Genomic DNA, 14,595 nt, shown 5'->3' on the forward strand with positions numbered 1-14,595 from the left:
TAGATGGCTTTGGCTGATTGTTTTCTCCTGGGAAGATAATCAGCCAAAGCCATCTAAGGCAGTTTCTAGTATAGATCTATTGGTTTGTTTAGCGTTGTAAAATGGTACAATAGGGCTGATTGTTAGAATTTTATTCGTTCGATCGAGGAGATTAGGAAATAAAATGGTTACTTGAGTCTCCAGAACTTACTCATCCAACGCATTCTTCTCTTCTTTCTCGCAGTCTTATGAAAAAGTGTACCTTTTTCTGCCTGGTAACAGGCTTTTTCCTCTTAAAAACCGTATTGATCAGCGCACAATCGTTTACGCTGGAAGCCATTAAAAGTTATCCGTTTCCAAGTGGTCTGACCAGTTCGGCGCAGGGTTCCCGTATTGCGTGGGCATTCGACGAACAGGGTAAACGTAACGTATACGTAGCCGAAGGACCAGATTTTACACCCCGCAAGCTGACCAATTACAATGACGATGACGGGCAGGAAATTACCAGCCTATCGATTTCGGACGATGGCAAATGGGTCGTGTATGTGCGTGGGGGAGATCATGGTTCCAACTGGGATGATGAACTTCCGGTCAACACGACGGCATCGCCCGTTGCGCCTAAAGTACAAATCTGGACGATTCCGTTTGCCGGTGGCGAGCCTAAAGCCATTGCCGAGGGAGATGAACCGATGCTCTCGCCCAAAAGCGACAAAATTGCGTTTGTGAAGGGCGGACAAATCTGGGTAGCACCCATCGATGGAGCAGGTACGGCAAAGGTGATGTTTAGTGCCAAAGGAACCAACGGCTCCGCTGAATGGTCGCCCGATGGATCGAAACTGGCGTTTGTCTGCGACCGCAGAGACCACGCTTTCATTGGGGTGTTTACTGACGAAAAAACACCGATAACCTGGATAGCGCCTTCATTCTCCAGAGACGATTCGCCCCGCTGGTCGCCGGATGGCAAGCGGTTGGTTTTTGTGCGTACATCCGGTACGGGTGGTGCTCCCGACTCTATTATGGCCCGCCGTCACCGTCCGTGGTCGATCTGGACGGCCGATGCGACTACCGGCCTGGCTTCGCAGCTTTGGCAGGCTCCTAAAACATTGGCCGGTTCGGTTCCTACCACGCATGGCGGTTATAACCTGCACTGGGCCGCTGGCGACCGGATCGTATTTCTGTCCTATCAGGATGGCTGGCCTCATCTGTATTCAGTACCATCAACCGGTGGAACACCGCTGCTGCTGACACCCGGAACGTTTATGGCTGAGCACATCACGCTGAGTCACGATGGCAAATGGCTTTTGTTCAGCGCCAATACGGGTCCTGATAAATTAGATATTGATCGTCGTCATGCGGTTCGCGTGCCTGTCGATAAGGCCGCTATGGACGTGCTGACACCGGGTTCGGGTCTGGAGTGGATGCCTGTCGTTACGGGCGATGGCTCAACAGTAGCGATGTTCAGTGCGACCGCACAGCGGCCACCGCTTCCGGCCGTGATGGCGTTTACAAAAGGAACACCTAAACTATTGGGACAGCATCTGATTCCGGGTACGTTTCCTCAGAATCAGTTAGTAACGCCCAAACAGGTCGTATACAAAGCACCGGATGGTATGACCGTGCATGGGCAACTGTTTGAGCCTGCGGGTGGTTCGGGTAAGAAACCCGCGATCATCTACGTACATGGTGGCCCTCCTCGTCAGATGCTGCTCGGCTGGAATTACTCCGATTATTACGCCAACTCCTACGCCATCAACCAGTATCTGGCCAGTCAGGGTTTTGTCGTGTTATCTGTAAACTATCGACTAGGTATTGGCTATGGATACGAATTTCATCAGCCTGCCAATGGGGGTGCATTGGGGGCCTCAGAGTATCAGGATGTGAAAGCAGGGGCGCAATGGCTGGCCGAACAGCCACAGGTCGATGCCGCTCGCATTGGCATTTATGGCGGTTCGTACGGCGGCTACTTGACCGCACTGGCCCTCGCCCGCGACTCTAAGCTCTTTGTGGCTGGAGTCGACATTCACGGGGTTCACGACTGGAGTTCGCAACGGGGTGCTGGTGGGGGAGAAGCACCTAGCGCCATGCGGTTCGAAAAAATCCCCGATCTCGAACCTGCCAGCAAACTGGTGTATCAATCATCGCCCATTTCATCGGTCAGTACCTGGACATCACCGGTACTTATTATTCACGGCGACGACGACCGTAATGTTCGGGTCAGCCAAAGTACCGATCTGGTTCGTCGGCTCGAAAAGCAGGGTGTGTCGATGGAAACGCTCATCATTCCCGACGATACGCACCATTGGATGAAGCATACCAATGCCCTCAAAATAGGCAACGCTACCGCCGACTATTTTAAACGGAAGCTTATGAAAGCCAGGCAGTAGTTTCAGTTCTTAACCAATCAACAAACTCATGCAATTTTTTACCAACCAACGAAGGGTGGCAGCTTTGTTGCTGACAGGCCTTACAATGGGTCAGGTAGCACTTCGGGCGCAGTCCGTCGATGAGACCTACAATCAGAAAATCAAAGAATATACGACGGATAAGCGGTTTCTGCCAGCATCCGTTCTGAATCTGCCCGACGATCCCAAGGTGCCCTCGCCCCTCAAGCATTTTGGACAGATTGTTGGCACGCCGGGTGTCATTCACCGGACTGCTGAGATTTATGGGTATTACCAGAAACTGACGCAGACATCGCCCAACATCAGTATGCAGCAGGTGAGTACGACCGAAGAAGGTCGTCCGGTTCAACTGGTGGCAATCGGGAGTGAGGATGCCATGAAACGGCTCGATCATTACAAAAAACAACTCGCTCTGCTGGCCGATCCGCGTAAAGTAGGCAATCAGGACATCGAGAAGATACTGGGCGATACCAAACTGGTCTATTACCTCAACGGTGGATTGCACTCGCCCGAAATGGGGTCGCCGGAAATGCTGATGGAGTTAGCTTATCGGCTCATCACCAGCCAGACCCCCGAAATCAAAACCATTCGCGATAACATCATTGTAATTATCAATCCCGTATCGGAACCTGACGGCTGGGATAGACAGGTCGACTGGTATTATCGCTACACCAAAGCCCGCAAGGACTATGACGATGGTTTTCCGAAATCGCCACCGTACTGGGGTAAGTATGTGTATCACGACAACAACCGCGATGGGTTGCAGGTGTCGCAGGCCATTACGAAAGCCATGTTCAAAATCTATTACGACTGGCACCCAACCGTCAGTCTGGATTTACACGAATCGGTTCCCCTGCTTTACATTTCGACTGGAACGGGGCCTTATAACGAAACCATCGACCCGATTACCATTGGCGAATGGCAGACGATGGCCAACCACGATATTACTTCCCTGGCAGCACAGGGCATTCCGGGCGTGTTTACCTGGGCGTTTTACGATGGCTGGTATCCGGGCTATGCCCTCTGGATTTCCAACAACCACAATGCGGCCGGGCGGTTTTATGAAACCTTCGGAAATGCCGGAGCCAATACCTATCTGCGCGATCTGGCCAATCAGAAATATGCTGGTGATGATGTTACCTCAAAAGAATGGTATCGGCCTGATCCGGCTACAGAAAAAGTATACTGGTCGTACCGGAACGGTATCAACTACATGCAGGCGGGTGTGCTGGCGTCGTTGTCGTATGGCGCCACCAACAGTCGGATGCTGCTGAAGAATTTTTACCAGAAAGGGCTAAATAACATTCGGAAAGGCACCAAAGAAAAACCACGGGCCTTTGTCATCCCCAAAGATCAGCGTGATCCGGCTATGGCGGCTTATCTGGTCAATCAGCTTCGGGCGCAGGACATTGAAGTTCATAAAGCCGAATCCGGTAAAAATCAGGGCGATTATGTGGTGTTGCTCAATCAGCCATATCGGAATCTGGCGGTATCGCTGCTTACAAAACAGAATTACCCGAAGGAAGCCAAATTTCCTCCCTACGACGACATTGCCTGGACGCTGGGGTATTTGTATGGCGTTGACGTGAAAGCCGAAGACAGTGTGAAGTACGCTACAGGCGATCTGAAATTGATTAGCGAGAACGTGAACTATGGTGGCAAAATCGACGGTGAGGGTGTCAATTACGTGCTGAATTACAAAGGCCAGAACAACCTGCTACCTGCGCTGATCTGGCTGAAAGGGCAGGGCAAACAGGCCAAAGCCGTCGTATTGGATGCCAAAACCACCCTGGAAGGCATTAAAGATACACTGGCGGCCGGTTCAGTGGTGTTCAAAGGGTTGACTGTCGATCAATCTAAAAAGCTGGTGAGCCAGTTTGGTCTTGATTTACAGGCCACAAAAACGAATCCAGAAACAATCGGAGTGTCGGTACGCCAACACGATGTTAGCCTGCCACGCGTGGCTATCTACCACAGTTGGTATAATACTCAGGATGAAGGATGGTCGCGGTATACATTTGAGCAGCGTGGTATTCCCTACACGTCCATTAACAAAGACCACCTGAAAGCGGGGGATCTTCGGAAGAAATTCGATGTGATTCTAATCCCTCGAATGCGCGGTTCGGCCACCAATTTCATTCATGAAATCGACTCGCGGTTTGGGCCATTACCTTTTACCAAAACGCCCGAATTCCCGTCGCATGGTTTTCCCGATGCAACAACGGACATTACCGGCGGACCTGGTTTTGACGGCGTCGATAACCTCAAAAAGTTTGTTGAGCAGGGTGGCGTACTGATTACACTGGATAATTCCTCAGCCATGATTGCTGAAACGGGTATCACCCGCGATCTGGACCAGGCCAGCGCGCCAACTCTATTCCATCCAGGCTCTATCGTAACGGTAAAAAACCGGAAACCCGACAGCCCAATCATGTACGGCTTTCCCGAAACCTTCCCGATTTTCCGGGGTATTGCTCCCTTACTGCAAACCAAAAAAGCCAATCGGGATATGATGGTGATGCAGTACGGAACCAAACCCCTCAAAGATGAAGAAGACTATAAGGGAGCTATCATGGGAATGCCCGATAAAAAACCTGTGAAAGAAACGGCTAAACCTGCGACCCCGAAAAAAGAAGAGCCGTATGTGCTCTCAGGTATGGTACGGAATGAGCAGACCATTATCGGGCATGGTGGTATTTTCAACGTTCCGGTCGGCGCTGGCCGGGTTGTGGCGTTTACGTTCGATCCGTTGCACCGTTTCCTGAATCACCACGATGCACCACTGGTTTGGAACGTGCTCATCAACTGGAATCATCTGGGCACGTCCGCTAGTCCAACCGCAACGGCGGAGAAGACGAATTCGACCGGGAAAGTCAGTGGGCAATAGAATAGATAGGATGTAGAACGCGGCCTTTTAGGGCGATTATGATCCGTGTAAATCATATCGCCCTAAAAGGCCGCGTTCTATCTATTACAATTCAATACCCAACTCAGACCAAATTTATCGGTAAGGGATCCGAATAGAGCGCCCCAGAACATATCAGAAAGCGGGTCTCTGATCTGTCCGCCTTCGGCAAGTTTGCTGAAAAACTGATGGATATCTTTTTCACTACGGCAATTGATCGATAAGGTAACTGAATTCCCAACGATCAGGCCCGAGCCCATCATATCCGACCCCATTAATAGCAGGTTACCGTCTTTGGTTAAACCGGCATGTAAAATCCTTTCTTTGATTTCGTCAGGCATTTGGTCACCTATGGGCGATTCGCCAATCGTTTGCAGATTCAGTTCGCCCCCTAAGCACTCCCTATAAAACGTCATGGCTTCGCGGCAGTTGCCGTTGAAGTTCAGATAAGGATTGATTTGTGTCATCGTATGTTGTTATTCGGTTTTGAGAATTGCAACGCTTCTGTCGATTACTCATAACCGACAGCACGTCAGTGATCGATCCCACAATAATCTCTGTGTTTACTGTACCTCAGTGTCTAAAGCTGGTCGGTCTACCTCATAATAAAGTCCAACAACGCCCGAACTGAACGCTCTGGATTTGGTTAGTTTTAGCTTGATCCGATCCTGGATTTGCGCAAATAGGGGCTTACCCGCGCCCAGCAAAATCGGCTCCAGTTTAATTCGGTATTCGTCAATCAGGTTTTGCTCGGCCAGGGCCGCGACCAGAGTAGCACCGCCAAATACGATGATGTCGCCACCGGGTTTCTGCTTCAATTGGGCAACTTCTTCGGCAAGGTCGTGCTGGGCCAAATGGGAGTTTGTCCACTCAACCGTTTGAAGCGTTTTGGAGAATACAATCTTAGGCGTATTGATCATCCAGTAAGCGAAGTCGACCAGTTCGGGCGGGGTGTTGGGCATAGTAGGAACGGTAGGCCAGAAGCTGGCGAAACCTTCGTACAGCACCCGGCCAACAAGCATTGTATCGACCGTTTTCTGGAAGTCGGACGCCATAAATTCGCCCATCTCGTGGTCGTCCAGCGTCATCCAGTCCTGTTCATTGTTTCGGCCGCATACAAAGCCATCGAGCGATACATGCATGAATAAAATTAACTTCCTCATTTTGATAGAATTAGTTGTTGTTTACAGGGCAAAGATAGGGTGCTTATAATGGTTTTTTATGGGGAAAATGCGGCAAAAAAAGGGTTGATTACGCCAATAAATTTGCCTATTTTTGACTCATGAAACACATCTCCATACTCGTTCCACAGGGGGCTATTTTAGGTAGTCTTGAAGGGTCGCGTCAGCTGCTTACACAGGTTAATCAATTTGCCAAAGCGAAAGGGGCTAAGCCGTTGTTTCAGGTCCAATTAGTTGGATTGTCGCACGAAATTAAATTGAGTGGTGGCTCGTTCACCGCCCATGCGGATCGGCTGATTGATGAGGTAAAAAAAACAGATTTAATTATTATTCCGGCGCTGGATGGAGATATACAAAAAGCCATTGAAACAAATCGTGATTTTATACCCTGGATTATCAAACAATACCAGCGTGGTGCCGAAGTTGCCAGCCTTTGTTTAGGGGCTTTTTTACTGGCCTCTACGGGCTTATTAAAGGGTCGGCAATGTGCAACCCACTGGCTGGCTACCAACGAATTCAGACAGTTATTTCCCGACGTAAATCTGGTCACGGAGCGTATTATTACCGACGAGCAGGGCATTTACTCAAGCGGTGGTGCATTTTCGTACCTGAACCTGATTCTTTACCTAATCGAGAAATATGTAGGGCGTGAGGTGGCCGTTCTGTCGGCAAAAGTGTTTGCGATTGAGATAGAGCGAGATAGTCAATCGCCTTTCACCATTTTTCAGGGACAGAAAGCCCACGAAGACGAATCTGTAAAAAAAGCGCAGGAATATATTGAGACAAATTTTCAGGAAAAGATAACAATCGATCAACTAGCTGATTTAGTATCCGTTAGCCGCAGAAGTTTGGAACGTCGATTCAAAAAAGCGACCTGCAATACCGTAATTGAATATATACAACGTGTAAAAATTGAAGCCGCTAAAAAACACTTCGAAACGAATCGAAAAAATGTAGCGGAAGTGATGTTTGATGTAGGTTATACCGATACCAAATCGTTTCGAACAACGTTCAAAAAAATTACGGGTTTATCGCCCCTCGATTACCGGAATAAATACAACAAAGAAGCCTTGTCTTTAAACTAAGTAGTACAGTGATATGAAGCTGTCGGAATGACAAAAATGCCGTAATTGAACTTTAGAAAGACGAATCTAAAAAACGTTCATGGCTTAGGGGGTTACCGCTTAAATTGCTCCAGAATATACTCGTAAAATTTGTCCGTTTTTACCTCTGTAGCCAGCGTCAAGGTATATCCATTATCGTCGACGTAGGTTTGCCCAGCGTTGGGTGGACGGGTGCTTACATTGGCTTTGACGGTTTCGGTGGTGAAATAGTCAGGAATGGCCAGGTAGCTCGTTGCCAGAATATCCCACATAAAATACGTGTAATGATAGCTCGGAATCGTATCCAGGGTTAGCGCCCACAATTGCCCAGTCAGGTTTGAAAGTTTATAATCAATCTGCGTCGCTAATCGGGACAGAAACTGCTTGGTTACGGGTACATGATTCGTCACATCAAGCGGTATTAGGGTAAGAGGCAACTCATAGGAAACCAGTTTTTGCGAACTGATGGGGTCCCAGAACACATTCCATTCCGCACTGCCGTCGTGCTGAAACGTCTGGACATTACCCGAAGTCCGAAACGCACCCGCCATCCAGAAAATCGAGCCGATTTTTGCTTTTAAGGCCGGTTCTTTTTCGAGCGCCAGAACCAGATTCGAGCAAGGTCCGGTCATCAGAATGGATACGGGGCTGCTGGCCGATGCCAGTTTGTCGATGATCAGCTCGGGTGCACTCAGGTAGCCATACGGATCGGGCGATTTAGGCAGGTTGATCAGCATCGGCAGGGCATTTATAATCTCTGGCCGGGCCCGCCATTCGTTCGGAAACGCATTGATGCCATAGTAGTCGCCCCGGCCAAGGGGAACCGACTCTTTTCCCATAATCTGAAGTAACTTATAGGCCGATTCGAGGGCGGGTTCAATAAAACAGTCGGCAGGGGTTACTGTAACGCCAATCAGCTCGATATCAGGCATGGTCAGCACCAGCAACTGCGATAATAAATCATCGATGGCTCCGTCGTGGTCCATCAAAAGAGGGGTAGGCATTACTTTTTATTGGCTACGTGCTTGGCGAGCAGATTTAGTGTATGTTCCAGGGCTTTGGTATCGCTCCATTCGTCGTGTCCAGGGATAACGATGCGGGCTTTGCCAAATTTTGTCTTCACATTCCGAATGGAGTTGCCCCACTCGGCCAGATTGGCATCACCAAGATAGCCCATGCCAAAGGCACCGACACTTTTTACTAAACAGCCGCCATGCAGAATCCGCTGATTGGGCAAATAAACCACAATGTTGTCGCTCGTATGGCCTTCACCCGGAAAGTAGCAGCGAATCGGTTCTCCACCAATGGTGAAAGTAGTGTCGGATGGTAAAATGCCTTCGGGCGATGGATACCCTTCTTTAATCGAATTTTTGGCTGTCAGTGGCGTACTGACAACCCGCACGCCCGCTCGCTGAAGGGCACCCGTACCGCCCACGCGATCACCGTGTGCGTGTGTAGCAATGCACAGCCGGACAGGTTGGTGTAAGTTATCCTTTACCCACTGAAGGATTTGCTGGGTGTTATCGGCGATCGAATCCGTGTCCCAACCCGTATCGACAAGTACAACCCCATCCTTCGTGTTAATGATCAGGCCATTGGAGGGTACGGGTTCGTTTTGATAAAGGCCGTAGGTGATATGGACATACACCTTATCGTTAAGGGGTACAACCTTCAGTTTAGGCTTCTGTACCGATTGTGCGAGGGAAGAACAGGGGAGTAGGGCTACTAAAAGCAGAAAAAGAACAGGCATTGGAAAACGGGCTGGGGTTGTTTCATGCATAGAACGCAGATTGTTATAATCCGTGTACATCATTATTGTCCTAACAATCTGCGTTCTATTTATTTTTCGGATGGAATTGTGCGTTGATACCTACTCCAGTTGCTGATTAGTTTATCGACAACAACGATTCCCGTTCGGTAAGCGGCTTCCAGAGCGGGAATGTAGGCCGTATAGCGTTCGCCGACGGCTTTGCCTCCATTGGTCAGGTTCTGAGCGGCTGTTACGCCCGAAGGCTGCATGGTATAATTACTGGCTGTTCGGAGGACCATATATCGGCTGATGTCGGCTTTTCCTGCTTTGGTCAGCCATTGCAACGACTGGCCAGTGCCTGTATCTTCCATCGCTGAGGTGACAAAATTGCCTTTGCCGCCTGTCCAGTAACTGACCCATTGGTTCGCCCAATCGTTGAGGTATTTGCCGTGCCAGAAGGTCATGGCCGCTATATGGTCACCCATCATCACTCGTGGCGGCTTCTGCGCTTCGGGAAAATCGCGGTAAGCTGACCGCATTTTCTGAAGGGTTTCACTGTCATCGAGTTTGACCGCTTTGGTGAGCCCATAAGCCCATTTCGCCAGGTCTGGATTCAGATGATAAGCTACCTGAAAATCATTTTCCTGTACGGGTTCTTCGTAGGGCTTGGCCCGGCGCAGAGGCAGGTAGCCCGTCGACCAGTCGCTGGGGATTTCGCGGGGGTCGATCTCATGCGCCAGATCGCCATCGACCAGCCATTCAGCCCAGACAGCCGATCCTGCTGATCCATCGTTTGGGTCAATACCCGAGATGCCTGCTACCAGCCAGTATGCTTTTGAGAGATCGAATCGAGGGTCCATACCCAATGCCATGACAGAGGCTGCTGAACGGGCCGTGCCCATGCCTGTGCAAATACCCAGCACCTGTTTGTCGGGATTATAGCGTAGATCGCGATAACCTTGTGGAAACGGAATCGTTTGCGAAAGTGGAAGCCGCTCAACCCAGTATTGAAATTCGCCAGGTCGGTCGCCGGTGTCTGCACCGATTTCGAACATGGTAACGACCACCACCCGAACCGGGATACGATTCGTTGACTGAGCAAGGGTCGATATACTACCGATTAACCATAAAGACAAAAGAAGGTATTTCATGGGCAAACAATTACTGGTTTTCCTTTCGACCGAAGGGAGAAATCTCAATTTGTTATAAAGCCGACTTGAGATTTCTCCCTTCGGTCGAAAGGACAAAGACTAGGATATTTCTTTTTCAGGGATTCAGGACACCGATTTTTAGGTAGCTATTTTCATGATAAATCCGGTGGGTAGCTTTCTGATAGTCGGATTCTTTAGCCGTAAAGATGTCCACAAATTTCTGCGGGTTACGGTCGGCCAGGGGGAAACAACTGCTTTGAACCTGTACCATCAGCCGATGCCCTTTTTTGAATGTATGGAGCACATCCTGTAACTCGATAGTTACCAGAGACGGTTTGTTGGGAACAAAAGGCTCGGGTTTGCTGATGTTGTTTCGGTATTTACCCCGCATAATTTCACTTCGAACGAGCTGCTGATAATCGCCATACACCACGTCTTTCTTCTGCGGATTCTGTTGGGGCGCATCGGGTGGGTACACATCAATCACTTTTACCATCCAGTCGGCATCAGTTCCTGTGGTCGAAACGGTCAGTTGCGCCAGAATAGGCCCTGCCAGGGTCAGATCTTCGGTAAGCGGTTCGGTCTGAAAAGTCAATACGTCAGGTCGTGACGACGCAAAACGTTGATCATCGACCATGTAATCGGCTGAAAACCCATCGTTGATTTTGCTGGCAAACGGCACCGGATGCCCTGGATCTGACAGAAATTCAGAAAAAGTTGCTCCAGTTGATGAAGGTGAAAAGCCCAGCCTACCTCCAGCCTGAAAATACACCTGCTTTTGTTGAGCCTCTTTCGGTGGATAGGTGTCGAAGGTTCGCCAGCGATTGGTGCCGGTTTCAAATACGGTCGCTTCAGGCAATCCCAGTGGAGTTGTTTCATTGAAAAGGTAATGTTTGAAGAATTTCGCTTCGATGTTCTGCTGGTAATAGGGCGACGTGGCCGAGCCAAAATCCAGATCATTGAGCGTTTGACCCGACGGTCCCGACCAGCCTCCATGTACCCACGGACCAACGACGAAAATGTTCTGAATACCCGGATTCTGCTTTTCAATGGCTTTGTAGGTATTGAATGTGCCATACAAATCCTGTTCGTCGTACCAGCCACCAACCACCATAACGGCATGTTTGATGCCTTTCAGATGCGGCAGAATATTCCGCTTTTTCCAATGTTCGTCGTAATCGGGATGCTGGAAATTCTCGTAATAATACTTATTCCGACCTTTGAAGTACTTACTTTCCGAATTGGCCGTTGGTCCCATGTTCAGGTAAAAATGGTAGCCATCCGGGTCATTGATCTCAAATAAGAGGGGCGGATTTTGTTTGGTCGGTTGCTTATGCTCCTGAAAATAAGGGTAGAAGCTAAAGTTGGCCGCAATCTGAAAGGCACCGTTATGAAATGCATCATCGCGCCAGAGGTCGGCCATAGGCGCTTGCGGAGACGAGGCTTTCAGCGCCGGATGACCCGATACTGAACCCGCCGAGGTAAAGAAGCCCGGATAGCTGATGCCCCATTGGCCCACATTTCCGTTATGATTTGGGAGATTTTTGAGCAGCCAGTCAATCGTATCGTACGTGTCCGTTGATTCATCGTGGTCTTCCTTCGATTTCTTTACTGCCACATGGGGTGTCATTTCGACAAACGTGCCTTCCGACGCCCAGCGCCCCCGAACGTCCTGGTACACAACAATATAGTTGTCGCGCAGCATAAACGGATTCGGCCCTACCCGGCGACGGAATTTATCGGTGCCATAGGGCTGGCAACTATAGGGAGTCCGCTGCATGATGATCGGATGTTTTACCGACTGGTCTTTAGGCGCATAGACCTGCGTGAACAGTTTGGTACCATCGCGCATAGGGACCATAAACTCCGATTTGGTGTAGTTCTCGCGCACATAGGCCGAATCCTGGGTGGGCGAATAAGGATAGGGTCGGGTCGACGTTTGGGGGGCTGGTGGATTCGATTGGGCAACGGCAAGGGCCGGAATCAGCAGCAGATAAGCAAGGTGTAGTTTCACTGTGTTGACGAAATTCATTTTCGCCACAAATTAGCGTTAAATTGCATCAGGTAGGCTGTGCGGTACGCAAAAAACAGCCTGATCTTGTCGTATGAAACGGACTATTCTGCTCTACAGTCTTGCCCTGGCTGGTTTGATTGTTCTGCTGAAAATGCTGGAGTATCGTTTTCTGGTTCAGACGCTGTCGCTCGAGATTTATCTGGGTATTGTGGCTATACTGTTCACTGTACTGGGCATATGGGCTGGACAAAAGATGACACGCACCAAAACCGTATTGGTTACTCAGTCGGCGTTTCAGTTCGATCCGGCCTTACTAACAAAAACGGGCATTAGCAAACGGGAATATGAAGTGCTGGAGTTAATGGCGCGTGGCTTTTCGAATCAGGAGATTGCCGATACACTCTTTGTTTCCCTCAATACGGTCAAGACGCACATATCGAACGTATTTCTCAAACTGGATACGAAACGTCGGACTCAGGCCATTCAGAAAGCGAAAGAACTCCGGCTGATTCCCTAGCTCATTCGGGTGATTTTAACACACGGATCGACAAATCATACGTTCGGGTGAGGCTGATTTCCAGGCGTTGGGCTTGTTTTGACGTAAAAAACAATCATGAAAAAAATCGTATTGACCTACGGCCTGATTGCCGGTACCCTTGTAGGCAGCATGTTTATGCTTACGTATCCGCTCTGGCGGAATGGGACAATCACCTTCGATAATAGCATGTGGTTAGGCTATGCCACTATGGTCATTGCCTTATCGCTGATTTTCTTCGGGATCAAATCGTACCGTGATAATTACCTGGGGGGAGTCATTTTATTCGGAACAGCCTTTAAAGTAGGTATACTGATCGCCCTGATAGCTTCCCTGTTGTATTGCATCGCCTGGGAAATCTGCTACAACACCATCTTTACGGATTTTATGGAAGTGGCTGCTCAATACAAGCAAACAGACCTAAAGAATAACGGAGCTTCTGAGCAGGATATAGCCAGAATAATGGCTGATTTTCAGCGAATGGCCGAGTCGTATAAAAACCCACTCATCCGTTTTGGCATGACCTTTCTGGAGATTTTTCCAGTTGGCCTGCTTATCACGCTCCTGAGTGCCTCGCTTTTGAAAAGGAAGGCGTTTTTGCCGACGGAATAAATAGACGGAATAAATAATTTATTGGCTTTTAAAGACACAACGAGTAATCAGCTAGTAAGGAATTTTACTTTTTAAATTTGATGTATGAAAAAAGTGACGGGAATAGGAGGCATCTTCTTTAAATGCGATGACCCGCAAAAAATGAAAGACTGGTATGCCCAACACCTGGGATTACCTATGGATGCGTATGGCACTACGTTCAAATGGCGCGATACCGACGATCCCACCAAAGAAGGCACAACTGTTTGGGGCGCTTTTGACAAAAACACGACCTACTTTGAGCCCTCCAAAAAGGATTTTATGATCAATTACCGGGTTGAAAATATCGAAGAACTGGTGGAGGAGCTAAAACACAATGGCGTAACCATACTGGATGACATAGCCGTGTATGACTACGGGAAGTTCGTCCATATCCTCGACCCCGAAGGGAATAGCATCGAACTTTGGGAAGATATGGGTAATCGCTCATTGTAAGCACGTTAATTTTTCGATTTGATCTGGAATAGTGTAGCTTGCAAACCGACAATATTACTGAACTATGGCGATCAATAAAACGATTGAAACTACCCAAAGCGTTACCGATTTTATAGAGGCCGTAGCTGATGAAACGAAGCGAATCGATAGTTTCAGACTCGTTGAGCTAATGCAGACCCAAACCGGATTTGAACCCAAAATGTGGGGACCGAGTATTGTTGGCTTCGGCGCCTATCACTACAAATACGATAGCGGCCGCGAAGGTGATGCCCCACTCGTTGGCTTTTCACCCCGAGCCAACGCGCTAACGTTATATCTGGGTACATTCGAAGGGAAAGACGAATTATTACAAAAGCTGGGCAAACACAAAATTGGTAAAGGATGTGTGTACATCAAAAACCTGCGCGATGTTGATGCAGATGTGTTGAAAGAAATGGTGACCCGCTCGGTTAAACGAAGCTTGTAGTTTAGGGTCCCGGATTCTCGTTG

Annotated in this window: 13 protein-coding genes; 7 read left to right on the forward strand and 6 right to left on the reverse strand. The window is 48.9% G+C overall.

Going from position 1 to position 14,595, the window contains the following annotated elements; all coding sequences use genetic code 11:
• Nucleotides 1–227 precede the first annotated feature (227 nt).
• Nucleotides 228–2,363 (forward strand): S9 family peptidase, encoded by a 2,136-nt coding sequence (locus tag B5M13_RS08890; RefSeq protein WP_080055343.1) that lies wholly within the window; start codon nucleotides 228–230, stop codon nucleotides 2,361–2,363.
• A gap of 28 nt (nucleotides 2,364–2,391) precedes the next feature.
• Nucleotides 2,392–5,268, forward strand: coding sequence for a M14 family zinc carboxypeptidase (locus tag B5M13_RS08895; RefSeq protein ID WP_080055344.1), 2,877 nt, complete (start codon nucleotides 2,392–2,394; stop codon nucleotides 5,266–5,268).
• Nucleotides 5,269–5,345: 77 nt separating this feature from the next.
• On the opposite strand, the gene B5M13_RS08900 is transcribed toward B5M13_RS08895, so the two are convergent.
• Nucleotides 5,346–5,753 carry a VOC family protein gene (locus tag B5M13_RS08900; RefSeq protein ID WP_080055345.1) on the reverse strand — a complete coding sequence of 136 codons (408 nt, stop codon included), beginning with the start codon at nucleotides 5,751–5,753 and terminating at the stop codon, nucleotides 5,346–5,348.
• A 96-nt stretch (nucleotides 5,754–5,849) separates the two neighbouring features.
• Nucleotides 5,850–6,449 (reverse strand): dihydrofolate reductase family protein, encoded by a 600-nt coding sequence (locus tag B5M13_RS08905; RefSeq protein ID WP_080055346.1) that lies wholly within the window; start codon nucleotides 6,447–6,449, stop codon nucleotides 5,850–5,852.
• Between the two features lie 119 nt (nucleotides 6,450–6,568).
• Between B5M13_RS08905 and B5M13_RS08910 the strand changes: the two genes are divergently transcribed.
• The gene (locus tag B5M13_RS08910) at nucleotides 6,569–7,552 is read left to right on the forward strand and encodes a GlxA family transcriptional regulator (protein ID WP_080055347.1); all 984 of its coding nucleotides are present in this window, start codon (nucleotides 6,569–6,571) and stop codon (nucleotides 7,550–7,552) included.
• A 92-nt stretch (nucleotides 7,553–7,644) separates the two neighbouring features.
• Here the strand turns inward: B5M13_RS08910 and B5M13_RS08915 are convergent, their stop codons facing one another.
• The 4 genes from B5M13_RS08915 to B5M13_RS08930 form a co-directional block, all read right to left on the reverse strand.
• Nucleotides 7,645–8,574, reverse strand: coding sequence for a nucleoside hydrolase (locus B5M13_RS08915; RefSeq protein ID WP_080055348.1), 930 nt, complete (start codon nucleotides 8,572–8,574; stop codon nucleotides 7,645–7,647).
• Nucleotides 8,574–9,350 (reverse strand): subclass B1 metallo-beta-lactamase, encoded by a 777-nt coding sequence (gene bla, locus B5M13_RS08920; RefSeq protein ID WP_245859883.1) that lies wholly within the window; start codon nucleotides 9,348–9,350, stop codon nucleotides 8,574–8,576. The genes B5M13_RS08915 and bla overlap by 1 nt, the downstream gene beginning before the upstream one ends.
• Nucleotides 9,351–9,409: 59 nt before the next feature.
• Nucleotides 9,410–10,471, reverse strand: a complete 1,062-nt coding sequence (locus tag B5M13_RS08925) for a purine nucleoside permease (RefSeq protein ID WP_080055349.1) — start codon at nucleotides 10,469–10,471, stop codon at nucleotides 9,410–9,412.
• A gap of 115 nt (nucleotides 10,472–10,586) precedes the next feature.
• A complete protein-coding gene (locus B5M13_RS08930; protein WP_245859885.1) occupies nucleotides 10,587–12,485 on the reverse strand; it encodes a CocE/NonD family hydrolase in 1,899 nt (632 codons plus the stop codon).
• A gap of 91 nt (nucleotides 12,486–12,576) precedes the next feature.
• On the opposite strand from B5M13_RS08930, the gene B5M13_RS08935 reads away from it, so the two are divergent.
• The 4 genes from B5M13_RS08935 (at nucleotide 12,577) to B5M13_RS08950 (ending at nucleotide 14,572) form a co-directional block, all read left to right on the forward strand.
• Nucleotides 12,577–13,002 (forward strand): helix-turn-helix transcriptional regulator, encoded by a 426-nt coding sequence (locus B5M13_RS08935; RefSeq protein ID WP_080055351.1) that lies wholly within the window; start codon nucleotides 12,577–12,579, stop codon nucleotides 13,000–13,002.
• Between the two features lie 96 nt (nucleotides 13,003–13,098).
• Nucleotides 13,099–13,632: a DUF4199 domain-containing protein gene (locus tag B5M13_RS08940; RefSeq protein WP_080055352.1), complete on the forward strand. Its 534-nt coding sequence runs from the start codon at nucleotides 13,099–13,101 to the stop codon at nucleotides 13,630–13,632.
• A gap of 84 nt (nucleotides 13,633–13,716) precedes the next feature.
• Nucleotides 13,717–14,106, forward strand: coding sequence for a VOC family protein (locus B5M13_RS08945; protein ID WP_080055353.1), 390 nt, complete (start codon nucleotides 13,717–13,719; stop codon nucleotides 14,104–14,106).
• 64 nt (nucleotides 14,107–14,170) lie between these two features.
• On the forward strand, nucleotides 14,171–14,572 hold the full coding sequence (locus B5M13_RS08950) for a DUF1801 domain-containing protein (RefSeq protein ID WP_080055354.1): 402 nt from the start codon (nucleotides 14,171–14,173) through the stop codon (nucleotides 14,570–14,572).
• Nucleotides 14,573–14,595: the final 23 nt, after the last annotated feature.

The sequence above is a fragment of the Spirosoma aerolatum genome (assembly GCF_002056795.1).
Lineage (GTDB): Bacteria > Bacteroidota > Bacteroidia > Cytophagales > Spirosomataceae > Spirosoma > Spirosoma aerolatum.

Coding starts and splice junctions, on each gene's coding strand:
- B5M13_RS08945 (WP_080055353.1), top strand. CDS start 13,717: ATGAAAAAAGTGACGGGAATAGGAGGCATCTTCTTTAAATGCGATGAC.
- B5M13_RS08900 (WP_080055345.1), bottom strand. CDS start 5,753: ATGACACAAATCAATCCTTATCTGAACTTCAACGGCAACTGCCGCGAA.
- B5M13_RS08890 (WP_080055343.1), top strand. CDS start 228: ATGAAAAAGTGTACCTTTTTCTGCCTGGTAACAGGCTTTTTCCTCTTA.
- B5M13_RS08905 (WP_080055346.1), bottom strand. CDS start 6,449: ATGAGGAAGTTAATTTTATTCATGCATGTATCGCTCGATGGCTTTGTA.
- B5M13_RS08910 (WP_080055347.1), top strand. CDS start 6,569: ATGAAACACATCTCCATACTCGTTCCACAGGGGGCTATTTTAGGTAGT.
- B5M13_RS08950 (WP_080055354.1), top strand. CDS start 14,171: ATGGCGATCAATAAAACGATTGAAACTACCCAAAGCGTTACCGATTTT.
- bla (WP_245859883.1), bottom strand. CDS start 9,350: ATGCATGAAACAACCCCAGCCCGTTTTCCAATGCCTGTTCTTTTTCTG.
- B5M13_RS08940 (WP_080055352.1), top strand. CDS start 13,099: ATGAAAAAAATCGTATTGACCTACGGCCTGATTGCCGGTACCCTTGTA.
- B5M13_RS08915 (WP_080055348.1), bottom strand. CDS start 8,574: ATGCCTACCCCTCTTTTGATGGACCACGACGGAGCCATCGATGATTTA.
- B5M13_RS08925 (WP_080055349.1), bottom strand. CDS start 10,471: ATGAAATACCTTCTTTTGTCTTTATGGTTAATCGGTAGTATATCGACC.
- B5M13_RS08935 (WP_080055351.1), top strand. CDS start 12,577: ATGAAACGGACTATTCTGCTCTACAGTCTTGCCCTGGCTGGTTTGATT.
- B5M13_RS08895 (WP_080055344.1), top strand. CDS start 2,392: ATGCAATTTTTTACCAACCAACGAAGGGTGGCAGCTTTGTTGCTGACA.